This window comes from uncultured Oscillibacter sp. (assembly GCF_900546705.1).
In the GTDB taxonomy this organism is placed as follows: domain Bacteria; phylum Bacillota; class Clostridia; order Oscillospirales; family Oscillospiraceae; genus Oscillibacter.
Genome location: NZ_URDP01000008.1, coordinates 1 through 19,005, shown reverse-complemented (window position 1 = coordinate 19,005; position 19,005 = coordinate 1). Strand labels below are relative to the sequence as shown.

Below are 19,005 nucleotides of genomic sequence, written 5' to 3'. Positions count from 1 at the left end.
GCGGCGGAGCGTGAATAATCGAATGATCGTCTATATCCTGGGGAAGATCTTCCTGACGGAGGCGGCGCTGCTGGCACTGCCGCTGCTGGTGGCGCTGGTGTACGGCGAGTCCCCGCTGCCGTTCCTACTGCCCATGGCGGTGCTGGCGGTGCTGGGCGGGCTCATGAACGTGAAAAAGCCCCGCAGCATGTCCCTTTTCGCCCGGGACGGCCTGGCGGTGGTGGCCATGGCGTGGATTGCCATGTCCGCCTTCGGCGCGCTGCCCTTTTGCATCTCCGGGGACATCCCCCATTTCGTGGACGCGTTTTTTGAGACGGTGTCCGGCTTTACCACCACCGGCGCCAGCATCCTCACGGAGGTGGAGTCCCTGACCCGCAGCGGCCTGTTCTGGCGCAGCTTCACCCACTGGGTGGGCGGCATGGGCGTGCTGGTGTTCGTCATGGCCATTCTGCCCATGAGCGACGGCCACGGCATGCACCTGCTGCGGGCGGAGGTGCCCGGCCCCACGGTGGGCAAGCTGGTCAGCCGCATGAGCGACTCGGCCAAGATCCTCTACGGCATCTACCTGGTCATGACCGTCATTGAGATCCTTCTTCTGCTGCTGGGCGGCATGCCGCTGTTCGACGCGTGCATCCACGCCTTCGGCTCCGCCGGTACCGGCGGCTTCAGCTGCCGCAACCTGAGCGTGGGCGCCTACCAGAACCCGTATTTCGACGTGGTCATCGGCATTTTCATGCTGCTGTTCGGCGTGAACTTCAACCTCTACTACTTCCTGCTTATCCGCCGGTTCCGGGACGTGTTCCGCTCCGAGGAGCTGCGGGCCTACGTCTTGATCGTGGCGGCGTCCGTGGCGGCCATCACCGCCAACATCGCCCATCTGTATTCCTCTGTGGGGGAGAGCCTGCGCCACGCCTTCTTCCAGGTTTCCTCCATCATCACCACCACCGGCTACGCCACCGTGGACTTCAACCAGTGGCCCACGTTCTCCAAGGCCATTTTGGTGACGCTGATGTTCGTGGGCGCCTGCGCCGGCTCCACCGGCGGCGGCATCAAGGTGGCCCGCATCGTCATCCTGGGCAAGACCTCCCTGGGCGACATGCGGAAGATGCTCCACCCCAACGCAGTGGCCACCGTGCGCTTTGAGGGCAAGGCTCTGGGAGACCGGCAGATCCGCAGCGTGCACCTGTTTCTCACGGTGTACCTGGCGCTGTTTGTGTTCTCCTGCCTGCTGCTGTCCCTGGAGCACATGGATCTGATCACCACGTTCACGGCGGTGGCCTCGTGCATGAACAACATCGGCCCCGGCCTGGAGATCGTGGGCCCCATGGGGAATTTCTCCTCTTTCTCCTACGCCTCCAAGCTGCTGCTGTCCTTTGACATGCTGGCCGGCCGGCTGGAGCTGTTCCCCATGCTGCTGCTGTTGGCACCGTCTATCTGGAAGCGCAAGCTGCCCGCTCTGCGGAACAAGTGAAAAAACGCGCGGCCAACCGGCCGCGCGTTTTCCTGCCGGCAAAAGTTGGCAGAAAAATTGCTTGTATAATTTAATGTAAAGTTTACTGAGAGAAAGGAACGATCTGTTTGCTGCAAAATCTGCTCTTCAGCGTCAACACCAGCCTGCCCCTGTTTATTCTGCTGGGCCTGGGCTATGTGCTGACCCGCAAAGGAATGTTTTCCGACGACTATGTGTCCAGAACCACCAACCTGGTCTACTACGTCATGCTGCCGGCCAAGCTGTTTCTGGACATGTGCCAGACCGACCTGTCCGCGGCCTTTGACCCCAAGTACGTGGCGGTGACCGCCGGCGGCGTCATGGTGCAGTTCGCCCTGGCCTGGGTGTGCGGCGACCTGCTGTGCCGGGACAAGACCAAGCAGAGCGCCTTTGCCCACGCCTGCTTCCGGGGCAATTTCGCCTACCTGGGCATGGCGCTGCTGCAAAATATCTACGGCAATTCCATCGCCTCCACGGCGGTGATTCTGGCCATCGTGCTGCCTCTGTACAACATCCAGGGCGTGGCCCTGCTGACCGTCAAGGAGGGAGAGGGCGGCGTCCATGTGGGCAAGATTCTGCTGGGCGTGCTGAAAAATCCCATGGTCCTGGCCATCCTGGCGGGACTGCCCTTTGCCTATTTCCATGTGGAGCTGCCCTTTGTGGTGACCAAGAGCCTGAGCTATCTGGAGGTGGCCACCAGCACCATGGCCCTGCTGGTGGTGGGCGCCAGCATCAAGCTGGACGCCATCCGGGAGGATCTGGGGCTGCTGCTGCGGGCGGCGGGCATCAAGCTGGTGATCATGCCCGCCATCTGGGGCGGCATGGCCGTGCTGGCGGGCCTGACCACGGAGCAGGTGGTGACGCTGACCGTGGTGGGCGCCATGCCCTCCGCTGTCAATGTCTACATCATCACCGACAAGCTGGGCGGCGACGGAAAGACCGCCTGCGGCGCCGTGGTGGTGACGCACCTGGTGTCCATCGTGACCATGACGGGCGTGGTGTTCATCCTCCGCTCCGCAGGGCTTATCTGAGACCTGGCACGGAAATTGCTTGATATTATAGAAAAGGAAGCTTCCCCGCCCTGCCGGGGAGCGAAAGGAGTCTTGTATGGAAAACCGACTGGCACTGAGCAACCTCCGGGTGCTGGACCTGACCCGCGTCATGGCCGGCCCCTACTGCACCATGTATCTGGCGGATCTGGGCGCCGAGGTCATCAAGATCGAGATCCCCGGCACCGGAGACGATACCCGGAAATTCCCGCCCTTCAAAAACGGGGAAAGTCTGTATTATTGTAACATGAACCGTAACAAAAAGGGTGTTACATTGAACCTGAAAAAGCCCGAGGGCAAGGCCCTGTTCAAGGAAATGGTGAAAAACGCCGACGTGGTGGTGGAGAATTACCGCCCCGGCGTCATGGACAAGCTGGGCCTGGGGTATGACGTTTTGAAGGAGGTCAACCCCCGCATCGTCTACGCGGCGGTGTCCGGCTTCGGCAGCTACGGTCCCAAGCACCAGCGCCCCGGCTACGATATCATCGCCCAGGCCACCAGCGGCATCATGAGCCTGACCGGCGAGGCCGGCGGCGGTCCTCTGCGCACCGGCAGCGCCATCGGCGATCTGGTGGGTGGACTGAACCTGTGCGTGGGCATCCTGGCCGCCCTGAACGCCCGGCAGTTTACCGGCAAGGGCCAGCGGGTGGACGTATCTTTGGTGGACGGTCTGGTCTCTTTCCTGGAGACCAACACCCAGCGCTACCAGGTGGAGGGCCGACAGCCTGAGCGGATGGGCAACCGCTATCCCTCCGCGGCCCCTTATGATTCCTTCAAGGCCAAGGACGGCGAGTTCGTCATCGGCTGCGGCAACGACAAGCTCTTCGCCCTGCTGTGCAACCAGGTGCTCCACCGTCCCGATCTGGTGGGCGATCCCCGGTACGATACGCCGGTGCACCGCCTTGCCAACCAGGCGGAGCTGAAGGTCATCATCGAGGCCTGGTCCACCCAGCACACCATCGCCGAGGCGGTGGACGCGGTGCTCGCCGCCGGCGTGCCTGCCGCCCCCATCAACGACATCCCCGCCGTCATGAACGACGAGCACATCGCCAAGGTCCGGGAGATGTTCCTGGACTGCGACCACCCGGTGGCCGGTCACATCCGCATCAACGGCAACCCCGTCAAGCTCATGGACAGCATGCCCCGGCTGCGGACGCCCGCCCCCACCCTGGGTCAGGACAACGAGGCCGTGTACGAGGGCGTGTTCGGCCTGAGCCCGGAGCGCCTGGCGGAGCTGAAGGACGAGGGCGTCATCTGAGGCAAAGCCGCGTCCTTCGGGACGCAGAAGATATTGCGTTATTTTTTGAAAGGAGTTTTGCATATGAAGCTGCCGGAAAGCGTGGAACTGATTGAGGTATGCCCTCGCGACGGGTTCCAGAACGTCCATGATCTGATCCCCTTTGACGCCAAGGTCGCCATCATCAAAAAGCTGGCGGAGGCCGGCTTCAAGCGGATCGAGGCCGTGTCCTTCGTCAGCCCCAAGGCCATTCCCCAGATGGCCGACGCCAAGGACGTGATGCTGGCGGTGAAGGATACCCTCAAGACCCACGGCGTCCGTTCCGTGGCCCTGGTGCCCAATGCCCGGGGCGTGGAGACGGCCCTGGAGTGCGGCGTGGACGAGCTGACGTACGTGGTCAGCGTCAGCGAAAAGCACAACATGGCCAATGTCCGCCGCACCCCCGACGAGTCTCTGGCCCAGTTCAAGGAGCTGGCCGGAAAATACGGCCATCAGATGCGCTTCCGCCTGGCCCTGGCCACCGCCCTGGGCTGCCCCTTCGGCGAGGAGATCCGCACGGAGCGGGTGGCGGAGATGGTGCGCTTCGGCCTGGACCAGGGCTGCAAGGAGGTCATGATCGCCGACACGGTGGGCATGTCCAACCCCAAGCGCACCTATGACCTGATGGAGGCCCTGGTCAAGGAGTTCGGCCCCGAGCGCTTCGTCATGCACCTGCACGATACCCGGGGCCTGGCCCTGGCCAACACCCTGGCCTGCATGGAGCTGGGCGTGCACAAGTTCGAGTCCGCCGCCGGCGGCCTGGGCGGCTGCCCCTTCGCTCCCGGCGCGGCCGGCAACGTGGCCACCGAGGACGTGCTGAACATGATGAGCGAAATGGGCGTTGCCACCGGCATCGACAACGATGTGCTCCACGAGGCGGTGGAGCTGATCCAAGCCAACGTCCACGCCAACATCGTCAGCCACATGACGCCGCTGTACAAGAAAGCCCCCTGCGTGTGATCCCCATACGGGAGCCGGCCTTTGGCCGGCTCCTTTTTTTGCCCGGGCGCTTCCTTTTTTGTCGAATCTGTGCTATATTGTTGCAAGTGTTAAGGAATGAGGTGGAACGTATGCAACGGAATCTGGACTGGAAGCGGATGGAGCACGTCAACGAGATCTGCATCATGGCGCCCACCCAGCAGCTGGTCGAGAAAGCGCAGGAGATTCTCGACAAGCGCGGAATTACGGGCGTGGATGTTTTCCTGGCCTCCAACGGCCGCCGGGAGATTATCACCTGTGCCCGGGCACTGGCTGCCAAGGGCGCCAGGATCATCATCTCCCGAAAGGGCACCCAGCAGATCGTGGAGGAGTCCACGGATCTGAAGGTGGTGGGATTGAACAACACCCTGACGGACTATCTGCGGATGCTCAAGGACTGGGGGCTGCATACGCCGGGCCTCATCGCGTTTTTCACCTACGACCCCCTGAGCCGGGAGGTCCTGGAGATGTGCAAGATGCTGGACATCCAGGTGAAAAACTACATTTTCAAAACTTATGAGGACTGCTGGGGCTGCGTCCGCTCTGCCATGGCCGACGGGGCCGTGGTGGGCATCGGCGGCGCCTGGACGGAGCCCATTTCCAAGGAACTGGGCTTTCCCCACATTACGGTGGAAAACTCCGAGGACACCATCGTCAGCGCTCTGGAGGTGGCCCGGCAGATCCGCCGCGTCCAACACGAGGAGGCGGAAAAGCAGCAGGTGATCCAGACCCGGATGGAGACGTACCAGGCGGTGCTCAACTTCACCCACGACGCCATTTTGTCCATCGACGACCAGTGCCGGGTGCAGGTGCTCAACCCGGTGGCGGAGCGGATCATGGGCTGCCGGGCCGCCGACTCCATTGGAAAGCCCGTGGACGAGGTGCTGCCCAACACCCTTTTGCCGGAGGTGCTGCGCAGCGGTGAGACCCAGACCAACCAGGTGATGATGATCGGCAAGACCATGGCCAACACCAACCGCATCCCCATCGTGGTGGACAACCAGATCCGGGGCGTGGTGGCCACGTTCCAGGACGTCAAGCAGCTCCAGTCCACTGAGCAGAAGATCCGCCTCAAGCTCCACGAAAAGGGCCTGGTGGCCAAGTACTCCTTTTCCGACATCGTGGGAGAATCCAAGGCCATCCGCAACACCATTCAGATCGCCCGCAGCTACGCCTCCTCCCAGGCGGCGGTGCTCATTCACGGGGAGACGGGCACCGGCAAGGAGCTTTTTGCCCAGAGCATCCACAATGCCAGCTCCCGCCGTGACGGTCCCTTTGTGGCCATCAACTGCGCCGCCGTCAACAACAACCTGCTGGAAAGCGAGCTGTTCGGCTACGAGGCCGGCGCCTTCACCGGCGCCGCCAAAGGCGGCCGGGAGGGCCTTTTCGAGCTGGCCCACGGCGGCACCATCTTCCTTGACGAGATCGGCGAAATCCCCCGGGAGACCCAGGTGGAGCTGCTGCGGGTGCTCCAGGAGAAAGAGGTGCGCCGGGTGGGCGGCAACCGGGTCATTCCCGTGGACGTGCGCATCATCACCGCCACCAACAAGGACCTGATCCAGGAGACCATGGAGGGCCGCTTCCGGGAGGACCTCTACTACCGGCTCAACGTGCTGGACCTGGAGCTGCCGCCCCTGCGGGACCGGGGCGACGACGTGCGGGTGCTGGGACTGCAGTACTTCCGCAAGCTCTGCGGGGGCACCGTCTCATCCCAGCAGGAAAAGCGGTTTTTGGACATGCTGGCTCAGGTGCAGGACTACGCCTGGTACGGCAATATCCGGGAGCTGCAGAACTTCACGGAGCGGGTGCATATCCTGCTGCAAAACGACACGGAGATCAACAGCGTCATGACGGAGATCATGCGCCGGCGCACCAGCGGCACGCCCATGGAGCGCAAGTGGCCCGGGGACGAGGCGTCCCAGGAGCGCAAGGCGCTGACGGCGGCCCTGCGCAACCACCCGGGCTCCATGGAGGAGGCCGCCAAGAGCCTTGGGTGCAGCCGCCAGACCTTGTGGCGGAAGATGAAAAAATACGGGATCAGCCGCAGCTGACGGTCATGGAGCGTGTGCTTGTTGCACACGCTCCACTTTTTTTGCAACAGAGCGCAACGGTGCAACGTTCCCCCGGGAAGCGCCGGAGACCGCCTCCGCAAGAATCCGTTAATGAAGGAAGCTGGGACGTTAAAAGGGCGTTTTTACCAGTTTGCCGGTCGTTCAGGATCTGCAAATATCGACAAAATCAACCCGTTTGGCATGGAAAGTGCTTGTATAGTTTGACAAATTCGGCCGGAAAACTACAAAGCAAACATAGAGGAGGAGAATCCATGGGTAAAACAAAGGTCCAAAAGATCGGTTTCTTTGTGGGCGTTTTGCTGATGCTGATCATCGGCTTCATGCCCACCCCCGAGGGGCTCACCCTGGTGGGCCAGCGGGTACTGGCAGTAACGGTGCTGATGGTGGTTTTCTGGATCACCGAGGCCATGCCCATCCCGTTTACGGCGCTGCTGCCCATTTTGCTGTTCCCGCTCATGGGCATCACCGGCGCCAAGGGGCAAAACGACGTGCAGCTGTTCACCCACTACGCCTATTCCACCTGCTACCTGCTGGTAGGCGTGGGCTTTTTGTCCGGGTCCATGGTCAAGCACGGACTGCATAAGCGCATCAGCCTGGGCATCGTCTCCAAAATCGGCAAAAAGCCCACCACGCTGATTCTGGGCTTCATTCTGGCAGTTTCTTTCGTGTCCATGTGGATGTCCAACACCGCCGCCACCGTCATGATGCTGCCCGTGGCCCTGGCCATCGCCAGCACCATGGGGGAGGAGGCCAAGGGCCTGCGCAAGGCCATGGTACTGTGCATCCCCTACGCTGCCACCATCGGCGGCATGGCTACGGTCATCGGCACCACCACCAACCCCACCGGCATCGGCCTCATCAAAGAGTCCATTGGCATCGAGATCGACTTTTTGGACTGGCTGAAGATCGGCCTGCCCTTCACCATCGTGCTGGTTCCTCTCATGTGGATCTACATGGTGAAGTTCTTCAAGGTGGACAAGATGCCCTCCATCGACATCTCCATTGCCCGTCAGCAGTATGAGGCGCTGGGCCCCATGAAAAAGGGCGAGAAGTGGACGGCCATTGTCTTTATCATCTGCGTCATCCTCTGGTGCACCCGCTCCGTGCTCTGGGGCGACTGGATGCCCTTTGCCACCGACGAGACCGTGGCCATGCTGGGCGCCTTCCTGGTGATGATTATTCCCACCGACTATAAAAACGGCGAGTACGTGTGCGACTGGAAGACCGGCTTCAACGACATCCCCTGGAACGCCGTGATCCTGCTGGGCGGCTCCATGGTCATGGGCAACGCCTTCCGGGACGCCGGCGTGGCCGGCTGGGTGGCGGAGAAGCTCTCCGGCCTGGCGGGCATGAATTCCGTGCTCATCGTCATCATCGTGGGCATCATCACCGCTCTGCTGACCGAGCTGACCACCAACGCTGTGGTGGTGGCCGCCTTCATCCCCGTGCTGGCGGGCGTGGGCGAGGCCATCGGCGTGAGTCCCTTCGCCATGATGATCGCCTGCATGCTGGCGTGCAACTTCGCTTTCATGCTGCCTCCGGGCACGCCGCCCAATGCCATTGCCTACGGCACCGGCGAGATCACCATGAAAGATCTGATGAAATGCGGCCTGGGACTGAAGATCATCGCCCTGGTGGTGTTCCCCATCGTGCTCTACTTCATTACCATGGGCGTGTTCGGCATCGGCACCTGAGCCGTTCCCCGGAATGGTGCGGATGTAACATTTGAAACCGGCACGTTACAAAACACGAAATACCCTCTGCCGTCAGGCAGGGGGTATTTCTTTTAAAAACTGCGACTTTTTCTGGAATTTTCAATGAAAATATGTAAATTTTCTGTGTAACGTTCCTGTTAAAAAATCGGAATTTTCCGGAAACAAACCGCTAAATGAACTGTAAAATTATGACATAACCCGGTGGGAAGAAAAGACGTTTGATTCGTTGATTTGTGTAAGAGGCTGATTTTTTGAAATCCGGTTTGTACAAAAAATCAACAAAAAACGACGAGCTCTCTTGTGTAGTTGGCACGGATTTTGCTATAATAACTTGGCGATGAAGCTCTGTGGAGCAAACCCACGGATCGGATGGAGGGGGAAAAATACCGTCTGATCCACATCATACGAGGAGGAGATTCGATGGGTAAATTCAAAATTCGCAAAATCGGATTCATCGTGGGCATTTTGCTGATGCTGATCATCGGCTTCATGCCTACGCCCGAGGGCCTGACTGTGGTGGGCCAGCGGGTGCTGGCGGTGACCGTGCTGATGGTGGTCTTCTGGATCACCGAGGCCATGCCGATTCCGTTTACGGCACTGCTTCCGATTCTTTTGTTCCCCTTGATGGGAATTACGGGCGCCAAGGGAGAAAATGACGTCCAGCTGTTCACCCACTACGCCTATTCCACCTGCTACCTGCTGGTTGGCGTGGGCTTCATGTCCGGCGCCATGGTCAAGCACGGACTGCACAAGCGCATCAGCCTGGGCATCGTCTCTAAGATCGGCAAAAAGCCCACGACCCTGATTCTGGGCTTCATCCTGGCTGTGGCCTTTGTGTCCATGTGGATGTCCAACACCGCCGCCACCGTTATGATGCTGCCTGTGGCTCTGGCTATCGCCAGCACCCTGGGTGAGGAGGCCAAGGGCCTGCGCAAGGCCATGGTGCTGTGCATCCCCTACGCTGCCACCATCGGCGGCATGGCCACCACCATCGGTACGACCACCAACCCCACCGGCATCGGATTGATTCAGTCCACCATCGGTGTGGAGATCAACTTCCTGGACTGGCTGAAGATCGGCCTGCCCTTCACCATCGTGCTGGTCCCCCTCATGTGGATCTACATGGTGAAGTTCTTCAAGGTGGACAAGATGCCCTCTATCGACATCTCCATCGCCCGCAAGCAGTATGAAGAGCTGGGCCCCATGAACAAGGGCGAGAAGTGGACCGCCATCGTGTTCTCCTTCTGCGTGGTCCTGTGGGTCACCCGTTCTCTGGTCTGGGGCAAGTGGCTCCCCTTCGCCACCGATGAGACCGTGGCTATGCTGGGTGCCTTCCTGGTCATGGCCATCCCCACCGACTACAAGAACGGCGAGTATGTGTGCGACTGGAAGACCGGCTTCAACGACATCCCCTGGAACGCGGTCATCCTGCTGGGCGGCTCCATGGTCATGGGCAACGCCTTCAAGGACGCCGGCGTGGCCGGCTGGGTTGCCAACATGCTCTCCGGCCTGGCTGGCATGAACGCCGTGGTTATCTGCATCGTTGTCGGCATCGTCACCGCTCTGCTGACCGAGCTGACCACCAACGCCGTGGTTGTGGCCGCCTTCATCCCCGTGCTGGCCGGCGTGGGCGAGGCCATCGGTGTGAGCCCCTTCGCCATGATGGTAGCTACCATGCTCGCGTGCAACTTCGCATTTATGCTGCCTCCCGCCACTCCCCCCAATGCCATTGCCTATGGTACCGGCGAGATCACCATGAAGGATCTGGTTACCTGCGGCCTGGGACTGAAGATCATTGCCCTGGTGGTGTTCCCCATCATGCTCTACGGCGTGACCATGGGCATCTTCGGTATCGGTACCTGAGCTTGTACATGCGCAAAAACAGAGTTTCTACCAAGAAATGCCTCCGGCTCTCGCCGGAGGCATTTTCTTTCCGGGATTCAAAAAAGGGCCGTCCGGCGGCACAGGTCAATGAGCCGGGCCATGTCCCGGAAGGGCTTGCGGCTGCGGCGCCACACCAGACTCACCTGCACGCAGATGGGCGGGTCCAGGGGCACGGCGGCCATGGACGGATCGCCGCCGGTGAGGGGACTGAGCAGAAAGCCGCTGGCCGTGCCGCTGCGGATCAGGCTCTCCACGGTGGAGAGCTGCTCGGAGGTGTGGAGCACCCGGGGCGTCACCCCGGCTTCCTCAAAGGCCTCGGTCACCAGCTCCCGCAGGGAAAAGCCGCTTTGGAACAGCACCAGGGGCTCCTGCTCCAGATCCGCGGCGGACACCCGGCTCTGCCGGGCCAGGGGATGGTCGGGACGGGCGCACCAGAGAATCTCCAGCGTGGTGACCGGCGCTGCGCCGAACTCCGGCGCCAGCGGCTGGCGGTGGGTGACAAAGGCCAGATCCAGGGCGTTTTCCCGCAGGTCGTGGAGCAGCGTCTTGGTGCCCAGCTCCTCCGTCTCCAGCAGCAGCTCCGGGCAGCTCCTGGCCATCTCCCGGTACAGCCGGGGCAGCAGTACCGTGCCGATCATGGGCGGCATTCCCAGCCGCACCGGCCGGCGCCGCTGGCCCAGGGCCTGCATCTGGGCACACACGTGGTCGGCGTGGCGCAGCAGACTCTGGGCCATCTCCCACAGGGCGGCGCCCTCCTCCGTCAGCGTGAAGCCCTGGTAGCGGCGGGCGATCAGATTTACGCCGAACTCCCGCTCCAGCTCCCGGATGGCCATGGATACCGACGGCTGGGACACGTGGAGGGATTCCGCCGCCCGGGAGAGACTGCCCAGCTGGCAGGTGGCGGTGAAATACCGAAGCTGCTGCAATTTCATAGGCAAATCCTCCAAATTCAAAGCGTTTCTTTGATAATATAAAAAATATTGATATAAATCAAGAAAAACTATATTTGACAAGGAACCTGGAGGATTTTACAATTTATATGACATAAGGGAGGAAGTACCATGGAACTTTCGTTGAAGATCGGAGAGCGGACCCAGACGGTGGAGGTCCCCGACGCGTCGCTGCTGGGCGTGCTGGAACCCAACGACGTGCCGGTGGGGCTGACAGGCCAGGCGGAGGTCCGCCGGGCGTTGGCAGAGCCCATCGGGACGCCGCGGCTGCGGCAGATCGTCCAGCCCGGGGAGAAGGTGGCCATTGTCACCAGCGACATCACCCGTCCCATGCCCACCTGGGTGGTGCTGCCGCCGGTGCTGGAGGAGCTGTACGATGCAGGCGTGCGGCCGGAGGACATCACGCTGGTGTTTGCCCTGGGCAGCCACCGCACCCACACCCCCGAGGAGCAGCGTCATCTGGCCGGAGAGCGGGCCTGGCGGGAGATCCGCTGCGTGGATCTGGATATAAGCGACTGCGTCCATGTGGGGACCACCTCCCGGGGCACCCCGGTGGACATCGACCGCCGGGTGGCGCAGGCGGACCGGCGCATCTGCCTGGGCAACATCGAATACCACTACTTTGCCGGCTACTCCGGCGGCGCCAAGGCCATCATGCCCGGCGTCTCCACCCGGGACGCCATCCAGGCCAACCACTGCCGCATGGTGGAGCCGACGGCCTGCGCCGGGAAGCTCACCGGCAATCCCGTCCGGGAGGACATCGAGGAGGCCGCCGCCATGGTGGGGGTGGACTTCATCGTCAACGTGGTGCTGGACGCCCACAAGGAGATCATCCGGGCGGTGGCCGGCGACGTGACGAAGGCCCACCGGGCCGGCTGCGCCTTTTTGGACACTCTCTACCGCAAGGAGCTGCCCCAGCGGGCGGATATCGTGCTGGTCAGCCAGGGGGGCGCTCCCAAGGACCTGAACCTCTACCAGACCCAGAAAGCCCTGGACAACGCCAAGCACGCCGTGAAGCCCGGCGGCGTGGTGGTGCTCATCGGCTCGTGCCGGGAGGGCCTGGGGGAGAAGGTATTTGAGGAGTGGCTCACCCAGGCGCCCACGCCCCGGTCCCTCATCGACCGCATCCAAAAGGAGTTCCGGCTGGGCGGCCACAAGGCGGCTGCCATCGCCCTGGTACTGGAGCAGGCGGACATTTATCTCGTCAGCGACCTGAATGACGACCTGGTCCGCAGCCTCTTCATGACGCCGTTCCACACGGTCCAGGAGGCCTACGACGCCGCGGCAAAGCGCTGCGGCAGCGGCGCCACCGTGCTGGTCATGCCCTACGGCGGCTCCACGCTGCCCTGGACCGGCGACCTGGAGACATAACCTGTTCAACCGATGGCCCCCTGGGGCCATACCAATCCATACAGAAAGAAACATAAAGGAGAGATCGACCATGGATTACGCAAAAGAATCCCTGCGGCTGCACTATGAGTGGAAGGGCAAGCTGGAGATGACGCCCCGGGCGGCCGTGGACTCCAAGGAGGCGCTGGCCCTGGCCTATACCCCCGGCGTGGCCCAGCCCTGCTTGGAGATCCAGAAGGACATTTCCAAGAGCTATGAGCTCACCCGCCGGTGGAACACGGTGGCGGTGGTCACCGACGGCTCCGCCGTGCTGGGCCTAGGCGACATCGGCCCCGAGGCCGGCATGCCCGTCATGGAGGGCAAGTGCGTGCTGTTCAAGGCCTTCGGCGATGTGGACGCCATCCCCCTGTGCGTCAAGAGCCACGACGTGGACGACATCGTCAACACCGTCTATCTGCTCTCCGGCTCCTTCGGCGGCGTGAACCTGGAGGACATCGCCGCTCCCCGTTGCTTTGAGATCGAGCGCAAGCTGAAGGAAAAGTGTGACATCCCCATCTTCCACGACGACCAGCACGGCACCGCCATCATCACCCTGGCGGGCCTTTGGAACGCCCTCAAGGTGGTGGGCAAGCAGCTGGAGGACGTGAAGATCGTTATCAACGGCGCCGGCGCCGCCGCCATCTCCATCACCCGGCTGCTGCTGACCGCAGGCGCCAAGCACGTGACGCTGTGCGACCGTCGGGGCGCGCTGTACGCCGGCCGTGCCGAGGGCATGAACTGGATCAAGGAGGAGATCGCCCAGGTGACCAACCTGGAAAAGAAGGCCGGTTCCCTGGCGGACGTGCTGGTGGGCGCCGACGTGTTCATCGGCGTGTCCGCCCCCAACGTGGTCACCACGGAGATGGTCAAGACCATGGCCAGGGACGCCGTCATCTTTGCCTGCGCCAACCCCGTCCCTGAGATCTATCCCGACGACGCCAAGGCCGGCGGCGCGGCGGTGGTGTCCACCGGACGCAGCGACTATCCCAACCAGATCAACAACGTGCTGGTGTTCCCCGGTGTGTTCCGGGGCGCTCTGGACGCCCGGGCCAGCGATATCAACGACGAGATGAAGCTGGCGGCCGCCAAGGCCATTGCGGGCCTCATCCCCGATGCCGAGCTCAACGCCGAGAACATCATCCCCGCGGCGTTCGATCCCCGGGTCAAGACCGCCGTGGCGGAGGCTGTGTGCCGGGCCGCCCACGACTCCGGCGTGGCACGGATCTAAGCTGTCCGGGGTTGGCTGCCGAAGAGGTGGGAAAATGGAAGTCAGGATTCAGCATAAGGATGCGTTTACCGTACTGGGCAGAGAGCGTCTTTTTCCCATGGATGCTGCACCGGAGCAGATTCCTGCCTTTTGGGATGAACTGTTCCATGGAGATCCGGGGACGCTGCGGGGCATGTACGGCATTTGCCAGACGGAGCCGCAGACGGACGGCGGCTGCCTCCGATACCTGATTGCAGACGACTGGGATGCTGCCGGAGCAGTTCCGGAGGGCTGTGTCCTCCGGACGATCCCAGCTTATACCTGGGCCGTATTCCCCTGTGCCGGTCCCGTTCCCCAGGCTATTCAGGTTCTCAGCCGGGAGGTGTTTTCCCAATGGCTGCCTGAAAGTGGTTATGTCTGTGCGGATGGTTTGTGGATTGAAAGCTACAGTAATGCACCGGCCGATGCGCGTGATGTTCGGGACCAGCGGTATACCTGCCAATTGTGGGTTGCTGTAAAAGCAAGATAAAGTAAAACAGCGCAGGACCGGAGATGTATCCTATATCTCCGGTCCTGCGCTGTTTGAAAGATTATCGCATGGCGATGGTGACTTCCGTCTCCGCCGCCAGCTCGCCCGCCACATACACCGTGCAGCGGCAGGTGGCAATGGCCTTCTCCGGCCGCTCGCTGAGCAGCTGGGCGTGGATCTCCATGGTGTCCCCGGGGAGGATCTTGCGCCGGAAGCGCACATTGTTGATGCCCAGGAACAGGGGGGTCTTGCCGGCGTAGACGGGCTTGGTCATGAGCACCAGGTCTGTTGCCTGGGCCGTGGCCTCCACCGTGTACACCCCGGGCAGCACCGGGTCACCGGGGAAGTGGCCCCGGAAGATATCCCGGGCCGGGTCCACCCAGAAGGTGGCCGTGATAGACTCGCCGGGCACCAGCTCCCGGGCCTCGTCAATGAGCAGCATGGGGTCCCGGTGGGGGATGATGTCCATGACCTGCTGGTGTGTCAGAGAAATTGCCTTGCACATAAAGAAGCCTCCTGGCCTGCGGAGCACGCAGGCAAAATTTCCGTATTATGGAATGAAATTCCGAAAATGCAGTGAAAAGCATTCACAAGCGCGGCCGCCTGTGCTATACTCTTACCATAGGCATTGACGGCCGCTTTGTCAAGCGGCTGTTTTCCATAGGCGGTTTATGCGGAAGAGGAGGAGACGACCATGGCAAAAGAGCAGGTATCCAGCATTCTTCGGGCACTGCAGATCCTGGAGTGCTTTATGGACCGGGAGACGGAGTGGACTCTCAAGGAGCTGGTGGAGCATCTGGACATGCCCTCTACCACCGTGTTCCGGCAGGTGTCCACCCTGGCGGACCGGCAGTACCTGGTACAGGACCCGGTGCGCAAGAGCTACCGGGTGGGACCGCGGCTGATGCTGCTGGCCAGCGCCATCCTGGGACAGTCGGATCTTCGGCGGGTGGCCCGGCCGGAGCTGGAGCACCTGAGCGACACGGTCCAGGAGACCATCAACCTCAGCGTGCTGCTGGAGCGGGATATTTTCTATCTGGACAAGGTGGAGACCCACCGGTCCATCGTCTGCAACACCCAGATCGGCGGACGGGCCCCGGCCTACGCCACCAGCAGCGGCAAGGTGATGCTCTCGTGCCAGGACGCCGCCTTCATCGACGACTACTGCGAGTGGATGCGCCGCAAGGCAAAGCCCCTCACCGACCGGACCATCACCGACCCGGACCGCCTGCGGGACGAGCTGGTGCAGGCCCGGCTCAACGGCTACGCCATGGACGTGGGAGAGATCGAGACGGGATTGATCTGCGTGGCGGCGCCGGTCTACGACATGAACCGCCGGGTCACGGCGGCGGTGAGTATCTCCGGCCCCGACTACCGCATGCGCCAGGACCAGGAGGACATGATCCGGGAGGTGCGGCAGACGGCCTCCAACATCTCCCGCCTGCTGGGCTACCGGCTGTAAGTACATCAAAAGAGCGTCCGCTCCGGCGGGCGCTCTTTTTTCATCAGAAAAAGGACTCCAGAATATACAGCTCCAGCGTGGAGAAATCAAACAGCAAATACAGGCGGTTGCGGTCATCCGACGGATCGGCGGCGGTGTACCAGCGGCACTGGTCCAGGTCCGGCCGCAGCCGTTGGGGAATGTTCAGATCGTCCATCAGTGCTTCCATTGTCTCTGCCATGGTCCTGTCCGCCGGCGGGGCCTGCCAGGAAAGGGCCGATTCGATGCCGCTGTCCACGGCGTATTGGAGCACATGGTACCGCTCCCCGTCCCCGTGGAAGCTGGGGCCGGAGTCCGCCTCATAGACCGATTCACTGCTCTCCGGCAGGGAGAGGTTCCAGTTCAGCTCCACCACGGCGGTATAGTCCCGGCGCTCCAGCAGCGGGCGGAGGCTGCCGCCGGCCAGCAGCAGAAACGATGCCAGCGCGCTGACGGTCAGCGCCGCGGCGCCCAGCGCCACCAGACCCAGAGCGCTCCGGACCTGGGCGCGCAGCTGCCGGGCATTCATGCGCCGCCTCCGGCAAGGAAGGCGGAGAGGGACCAGCTGCGCCAGTCGGCACAGTCGGCCCTGGCCTGAGCCCGCCGCCCGGCGATCAGGGCGTCCAGGGACTCGTCCTCGGAGGAGGCGGTGACGGACTCGTAGTCCCATGCAGAGACGCTTCCGTCCAGCCGCTCCAGCTGGGCCAGGGTGTCGTAGGAGAGGGAGTCGGCCAGGTAAAAGACACTGAGGGTGGGGCTTTCCCCGTCCAGGTAGAGGTCCACCTGGTTTTTGGCCACCAGATAGTCCACGGGAATACAATTGAGCACCAGCCACCCGCACAGGGCGATGGGGACCGCCCGGCGCAGGAAGTGGCGGTCGGGACGGTGCAGCTTCCACAGGGCGCACAGGAAGAAAAGGGCCATCATGCCCATACCCCAGCCGGTGAGAAAGCGCTTGAAGGACAGGCCGTAGGCGCCGATATACAGCCCCATCCGCCAGGCGGCGGAAGAGAGAAGCAGGAAGCTCTCCAGAATCAGCAGGGCCCCCAGCACCCGTACCGCCGTCCACATCCGGCCGCCCCGCCGGCTCACGGCCAGGGCTGCCAGCAGCACCGTCAGGTTTACCACGGTAACGCCGGTCATCTGGAAAAAGCCGCTGCGGGCCCACTGGGCGTAGGACAGACCGCGGCTTGCCAGGTAGTCCGCCCCGCCGAACAATCCGGCGGACTGCACCGCCAAAAACGCCAGATACAGTGCATCCAGGGCTGTCAGCACCAGGGCGGGGGCCAGAGGATCGGCGGTCAGGGGCTTGGACGGGGATGCTTTGAGGGGCGTGGGGTGAGCCAGGGAGTAGAGCAGACTGAACACAAAGGGGAGGGCCGCCAGGGCCAGCACCAGCTTCCACAGCGTCTCGCTCAGGTGCGAGGAGACGAAAGCACGCAGCTGGGCTGTGGCGGCATAGAACAGCGCGTCGGCGGAGGAGAGCACCGGCATCAGCACCGCCACCAGCGCCAGCGCCGTGACCGCGCCGGCCGCCGCGGCGCCCAGGCGGCGGGAGCGGTGCTCCTTGGGGGGCACCAGAGCGGCGCCGGATGCGCCCAGATGGCTGAACAGCCCCCAGATCAGCAGCAAAAACCGCTCGCCCAGCATACTGATTCGCCACCAGGGCAGGCGGCAGCAGCCGGCAAGGGACAGGGCGTGGAGGGGCAGGAGCACCAGCAGGGCCAGGAAATTCCACAGCCGGAAGTACAGGTTGGAGCCGATGGCAAAAGTGAGTCCCAGGGCCAGGTTCATCCCCAGCAGCAACAGGTGGTTCCGGCTCCGGAAGGGGGTGGGGCCCAGGGTCAGGGCCAGCAGGCCGTACCAGCCCAGCACCGTGGCAAAGACGCCCAGGCCATGGGGCCAGGCCCAGAGGATGGTGTCCTCTGCAAGGAAACACCACAGGTAGGTCAGGGGCAGCAGCAGCCGCTCCCGGCCCGTCACGCAGACGGGGGAGGACGGATTTTGGGTAGGCTTCGCCGGCCCTCCCGGCGGCAGGGCTTGTTCAAATTGAGACATATGCAGTTCTCCTTTTCAAAGCTGTCCGTCAAGTAAGGACAGCGGCACGTTGACAGGACCGGCCTTCAGGGAACCTTTTTCTCCTCCGGCACGTACTCCAGCAGGTCTCCGGGCTGGCACTCCAGGGCATCGCAGATGGCCTCCAGGGTGGAAAAGCGGATGGCCTTGGCCTTGCTGTTTTTCAAAATGGAGAGGTTGGCCAGGGTGATGTCCACCTTCTCCGAAAGCTGGGAGAGGGTCATTTTCCGCCGGGCCAGCATCACGTCCAGATTCACCACAATCGCCATGGTCCACCTCAGATCGTCAGGTCGTTTTCCGCCTTCATTTCGGCGGCCTGCCGGAACAGGGCCGACATGACCAGGCACAAAAGCCCCGCCATGGCGAAGAGAGGGACGAAAAGGGCATTGTAGGTGACCAGGGGGAAAAGGGAGCGGTAAAACCAGACGCTCCACACCACCCGCACCGCCGCCGCTCCGGCGATCAGGAAGCAGCACACCGCCGACCGGCGCAGGGAAACGGCGTTTTCCGCGGAGAAGGGGGTACCCCGCAGAATGGTCCCCAGCACCCGCCGCCCCTGCCAGAGAATGACGGCCGTGCAGATGCCGGAGATCACCAGAAACAGCGTCAGCACGGACGCCTTGGGGCTCTTCCAGCACCACAGCCAGGCCAGGAGGCTGGCGGCGGCACCGGCGGTCAGGGGGCTGTCCTGGCCGGGGCGGAGAAAGTCTCCCAGGTAGGAGGCCACGCCCCCCAGCAGTCCGTACCCGTCCGACAGCTCCAGCGACACCACCGCCACGGGCACCAGGTACAAAATGATGAGGTTGCACACCAGGGCGACCAGCATCAGGGCGTTGAGCACCCGGGCAATTTTGCGGTGGTGTGGCGCTACGTCTGTATCATGCGGGTTTTAAAGTGATCATGCTGGAAGT

17 protein-coding genes are annotated in these 19,005 nt (G+C 62.6%); 11 read left to right on the top strand and 6 right to left on the bottom strand.

Annotated elements, in window-relative coordinates:
* Positions 1-10: 10 nt before the first annotated feature.
* The 7 genes from QZS13_RS03100 (at position 11) to QZS13_RS03070 (ending at position 10,442) form a co-directional block, all read left to right on the top strand.
* Positions 11-1,471: a TrkH family potassium uptake protein gene (locus QZS13_RS03100; RefSeq protein WP_295585355.1), complete on the top strand. Its 1,461-nt coding sequence runs from the start codon at positions 11-13 to the stop codon at positions 1,469-1,471.
* Positions 1,472-1,578: 107 nt separating this feature from the next.
* A complete protein-coding gene (locus QZS13_RS03095) occupies positions 1,579-2,520 on the top strand; it encodes an AEC family transporter (RefSeq protein WP_295585353.1) in 942 nt (313 codons plus the stop codon).
* A 76-nt stretch (positions 2,521-2,596) separates the two neighbouring features.
* Positions 2,597-3,796: a CaiB/BaiF CoA-transferase family protein gene (locus QZS13_RS03090; RefSeq protein WP_295585351.1), complete on the top strand. Its 1,200-nt coding sequence runs from the start codon at positions 2,597-2,599 to the stop codon at positions 3,794-3,796.
* A 63-nt stretch (positions 3,797-3,859) separates the two neighbouring features.
* Complete coding sequence (locus QZS13_RS03085) at positions 3,860-4,774, top strand: hydroxymethylglutaryl-CoA lyase (protein WP_295585349.1); 915 nt, start codon at positions 3,860-3,862, stop codon at positions 4,772-4,774.
* Positions 4,775-4,884: 110 nt separating this feature from the next.
* Positions 4,885-6,843 (top strand): sigma 54-interacting transcriptional regulator, encoded by a 1,959-nt coding sequence (locus QZS13_RS03080; protein ID WP_295585347.1) that lies wholly within the window; start codon positions 4,885-4,887, stop codon positions 6,841-6,843.
* A 272-nt stretch (positions 6,844-7,115) separates the two neighbouring features.
* Positions 7,116-8,558 carry a DASS family sodium-coupled anion symporter gene (locus QZS13_RS03075; protein ID WP_295585345.1) on the top strand — a complete coding sequence of 481 codons (1,443 nt, stop codon included), beginning with the start codon at positions 7,116-7,118 and terminating at the stop codon, positions 8,556-8,558.
* A gap of 441 nt (positions 8,559-8,999) precedes the next feature.
* On the top strand, positions 9,000-10,442 hold the full coding sequence (locus QZS13_RS03070; protein ID WP_295585342.1) for a DASS family sodium-coupled anion symporter: 1,443 nt from the start codon (positions 9,000-9,002) through the stop codon (positions 10,440-10,442).
* A gap of 77 nt (positions 10,443-10,519) precedes the next feature.
* Here QZS13_RS03070 and QZS13_RS03065 read toward each other — a convergent pair whose 3' ends face one another.
* Positions 10,520-11,395, bottom strand: coding sequence for a LysR family transcriptional regulator (locus QZS13_RS03065; RefSeq protein ID WP_295585340.1), 876 nt, complete (start codon positions 11,393-11,395; stop codon positions 10,520-10,522).
* Between the two features lie 129 nt (positions 11,396-11,524).
* Here QZS13_RS03065 and larA point away from each other — a divergent pair, with 129 nt between their 5' ends.
* The 3 genes from larA (at position 11,525) to QZS13_RS03050 (ending at position 14,538) form a co-directional block, all read left to right on the top strand.
* Complete coding sequence (gene larA, locus QZS13_RS03060; RefSeq protein ID WP_295585337.1) at positions 11,525-12,784, top strand: nickel-dependent lactate racemase; 1,260 nt, start codon at positions 11,525-11,527, stop codon at positions 12,782-12,784.
* Positions 12,785-12,854: 70 nt separating this feature from the next.
* A complete protein-coding gene (locus QZS13_RS03055) occupies positions 12,855-14,030 on the top strand; it encodes an NADP-dependent malic enzyme (protein ID WP_295585335.1) in 1,176 nt (391 codons plus the stop codon).
* Positions 14,031-14,064: 34 nt separating this feature from the next.
* Positions 14,065-14,538: a GyrI-like domain-containing protein gene (locus QZS13_RS03050; protein WP_295585333.1), complete on the top strand. Its 474-nt coding sequence runs from the start codon at positions 14,065-14,067 to the stop codon at positions 14,536-14,538.
* 61 nt (positions 14,539-14,599) lie between these two features.
* Here QZS13_RS03050 and fabZ read toward each other — a convergent pair whose 3' ends face one another.
* Positions 14,600-15,043, bottom strand: a complete 444-nt coding sequence (gene fabZ / locus QZS13_RS03045) for a 3-hydroxyacyl-ACP dehydratase FabZ (RefSeq protein WP_295585331.1) — start codon at positions 15,041-15,043, stop codon at positions 14,600-14,602.
* A 189-nt stretch (positions 15,044-15,232) separates the two neighbouring features.
* Here fabZ and QZS13_RS03040 point away from each other — a divergent pair, with 189 nt between their 5' ends.
* The gene (locus QZS13_RS03040; RefSeq protein WP_295585328.1) at positions 15,233-16,000 is read left to right on the top strand and encodes an IclR family transcriptional regulator; all 768 of its coding nucleotides are present in this window, start codon (positions 15,233-15,235) and stop codon (positions 15,998-16,000) included.
* A gap of 43 nt (positions 16,001-16,043) precedes the next feature.
* Here QZS13_RS03040 and QZS13_RS03035 read toward each other — a convergent pair whose 3' ends face one another.
* The 4 genes from QZS13_RS03035 to QZS13_RS03020 form a co-directional block, all read right to left on the bottom strand.
* The gene (locus tag QZS13_RS03035; protein WP_295585326.1) at positions 16,044-16,547 is read right to left on the bottom strand and encodes a hypothetical protein; all 504 of its coding nucleotides are present in this window, start codon (positions 16,545-16,547) and stop codon (positions 16,044-16,046) included.
* Positions 16,544-18,076 (bottom strand): DUF4153 domain-containing protein, encoded by a 1,533-nt coding sequence (locus tag QZS13_RS03030; protein WP_295585324.1) that lies wholly within the window; start codon positions 18,074-18,076, stop codon positions 16,544-16,546. The genes QZS13_RS03035 and QZS13_RS03030 overlap by 4 nt, the downstream gene beginning before the upstream one ends.
* Before the next feature lie 65 nt (positions 18,077-18,141).
* On the bottom strand, positions 18,142-18,363 hold the full coding sequence (locus tag QZS13_RS03025; protein WP_295585321.1) for a helix-turn-helix transcriptional regulator: 222 nt from the start codon (positions 18,361-18,363) through the stop codon (positions 18,142-18,144).
* 8 nt (positions 18,364-18,371) lie between these two features.
* Positions 18,372-18,920, bottom strand: a complete 549-nt coding sequence (locus QZS13_RS03020) for a DUF2975 domain-containing protein (protein WP_295585319.1) — start codon at positions 18,918-18,920, stop codon at positions 18,372-18,374.
* Positions 18,921-19,005: the final 85 nt, after the last annotated feature.

Excerpts from the sequence above, each read along its gene's own strand:
- QZS13_RS03080 (WP_295585347.1), top strand. The coding sequence starts at position 4,885 with ATGCAACGGAATCTGGACTGGAAGCGGATGGAGCACGTCAACGAGATC.
- QZS13_RS03055 (WP_295585335.1), top strand. The coding sequence starts at position 12,855 with ATGGATTACGCAAAAGAATCCCTGCGGCTGCACTATGAGTGGAAGGGC.
- QZS13_RS03030 (WP_295585324.1), bottom strand. The coding sequence starts at position 18,076 with ATGTCTCAATTTGAACAAGCCCTGCCGCCGGGAGGGCCGGCGAAGCCT.
- QZS13_RS03040 (WP_295585328.1), top strand. The coding sequence starts at position 15,233 with ATGGCAAAAGAGCAGGTATCCAGCATTCTTCGGGCACTGCAGATCCTG.
- QZS13_RS03085 (WP_295585349.1), top strand. The coding sequence starts at position 3,860 with ATGAAGCTGCCGGAAAGCGTGGAACTGATTGAGGTATGCCCTCGCGAC.
- QZS13_RS03020 (WP_295585319.1), bottom strand. The coding sequence starts at position 18,920 with ATGCTGGTCGCCCTGGTGTGCAACCTCATCATTTTGTACCTGGTGCCC.
- QZS13_RS03070 (WP_295585342.1), top strand. The coding sequence starts at position 9,000 with ATGGGTAAATTCAAAATTCGCAAAATCGGATTCATCGTGGGCATTTTG.
- QZS13_RS03075 (WP_295585345.1), top strand. The coding sequence starts at position 7,116 with ATGGGTAAAACAAAGGTCCAAAAGATCGGTTTCTTTGTGGGCGTTTTG.
- fabZ (WP_295585331.1), bottom strand. The coding sequence starts at position 15,043 with ATGTGCAAGGCAATTTCTCTGACACACCAGCAGGTCATGGACATCATC.
- QZS13_RS03035 (WP_295585326.1), bottom strand. The coding sequence starts at position 16,547 with ATGAATGCCCGGCAGCTGCGCGCCCAGGTCCGGAGCGCTCTGGGTCTG.
- QZS13_RS03025 (WP_295585321.1), bottom strand. The coding sequence starts at position 18,363 with ATGGCGATTGTGGTGAATCTGGACGTGATGCTGGCCCGGCGGAAAATG.
- QZS13_RS03050 (WP_295585333.1), top strand. The coding sequence starts at position 14,065 with ATGGAAGTCAGGATTCAGCATAAGGATGCGTTTACCGTACTGGGCAGA.
- QZS13_RS03065 (WP_295585340.1), bottom strand. The coding sequence starts at position 11,395 with ATGAAATTGCAGCAGCTTCGGTATTTCACCGCCACCTGCCAGCTGGGC.
- QZS13_RS03090 (WP_295585351.1), top strand. The coding sequence starts at position 2,597 with ATGGAAAACCGACTGGCACTGAGCAACCTCCGGGTGCTGGACCTGACC.
- larA (WP_295585337.1), top strand. The coding sequence starts at position 11,525 with ATGGAACTTTCGTTGAAGATCGGAGAGCGGACCCAGACGGTGGAGGTC.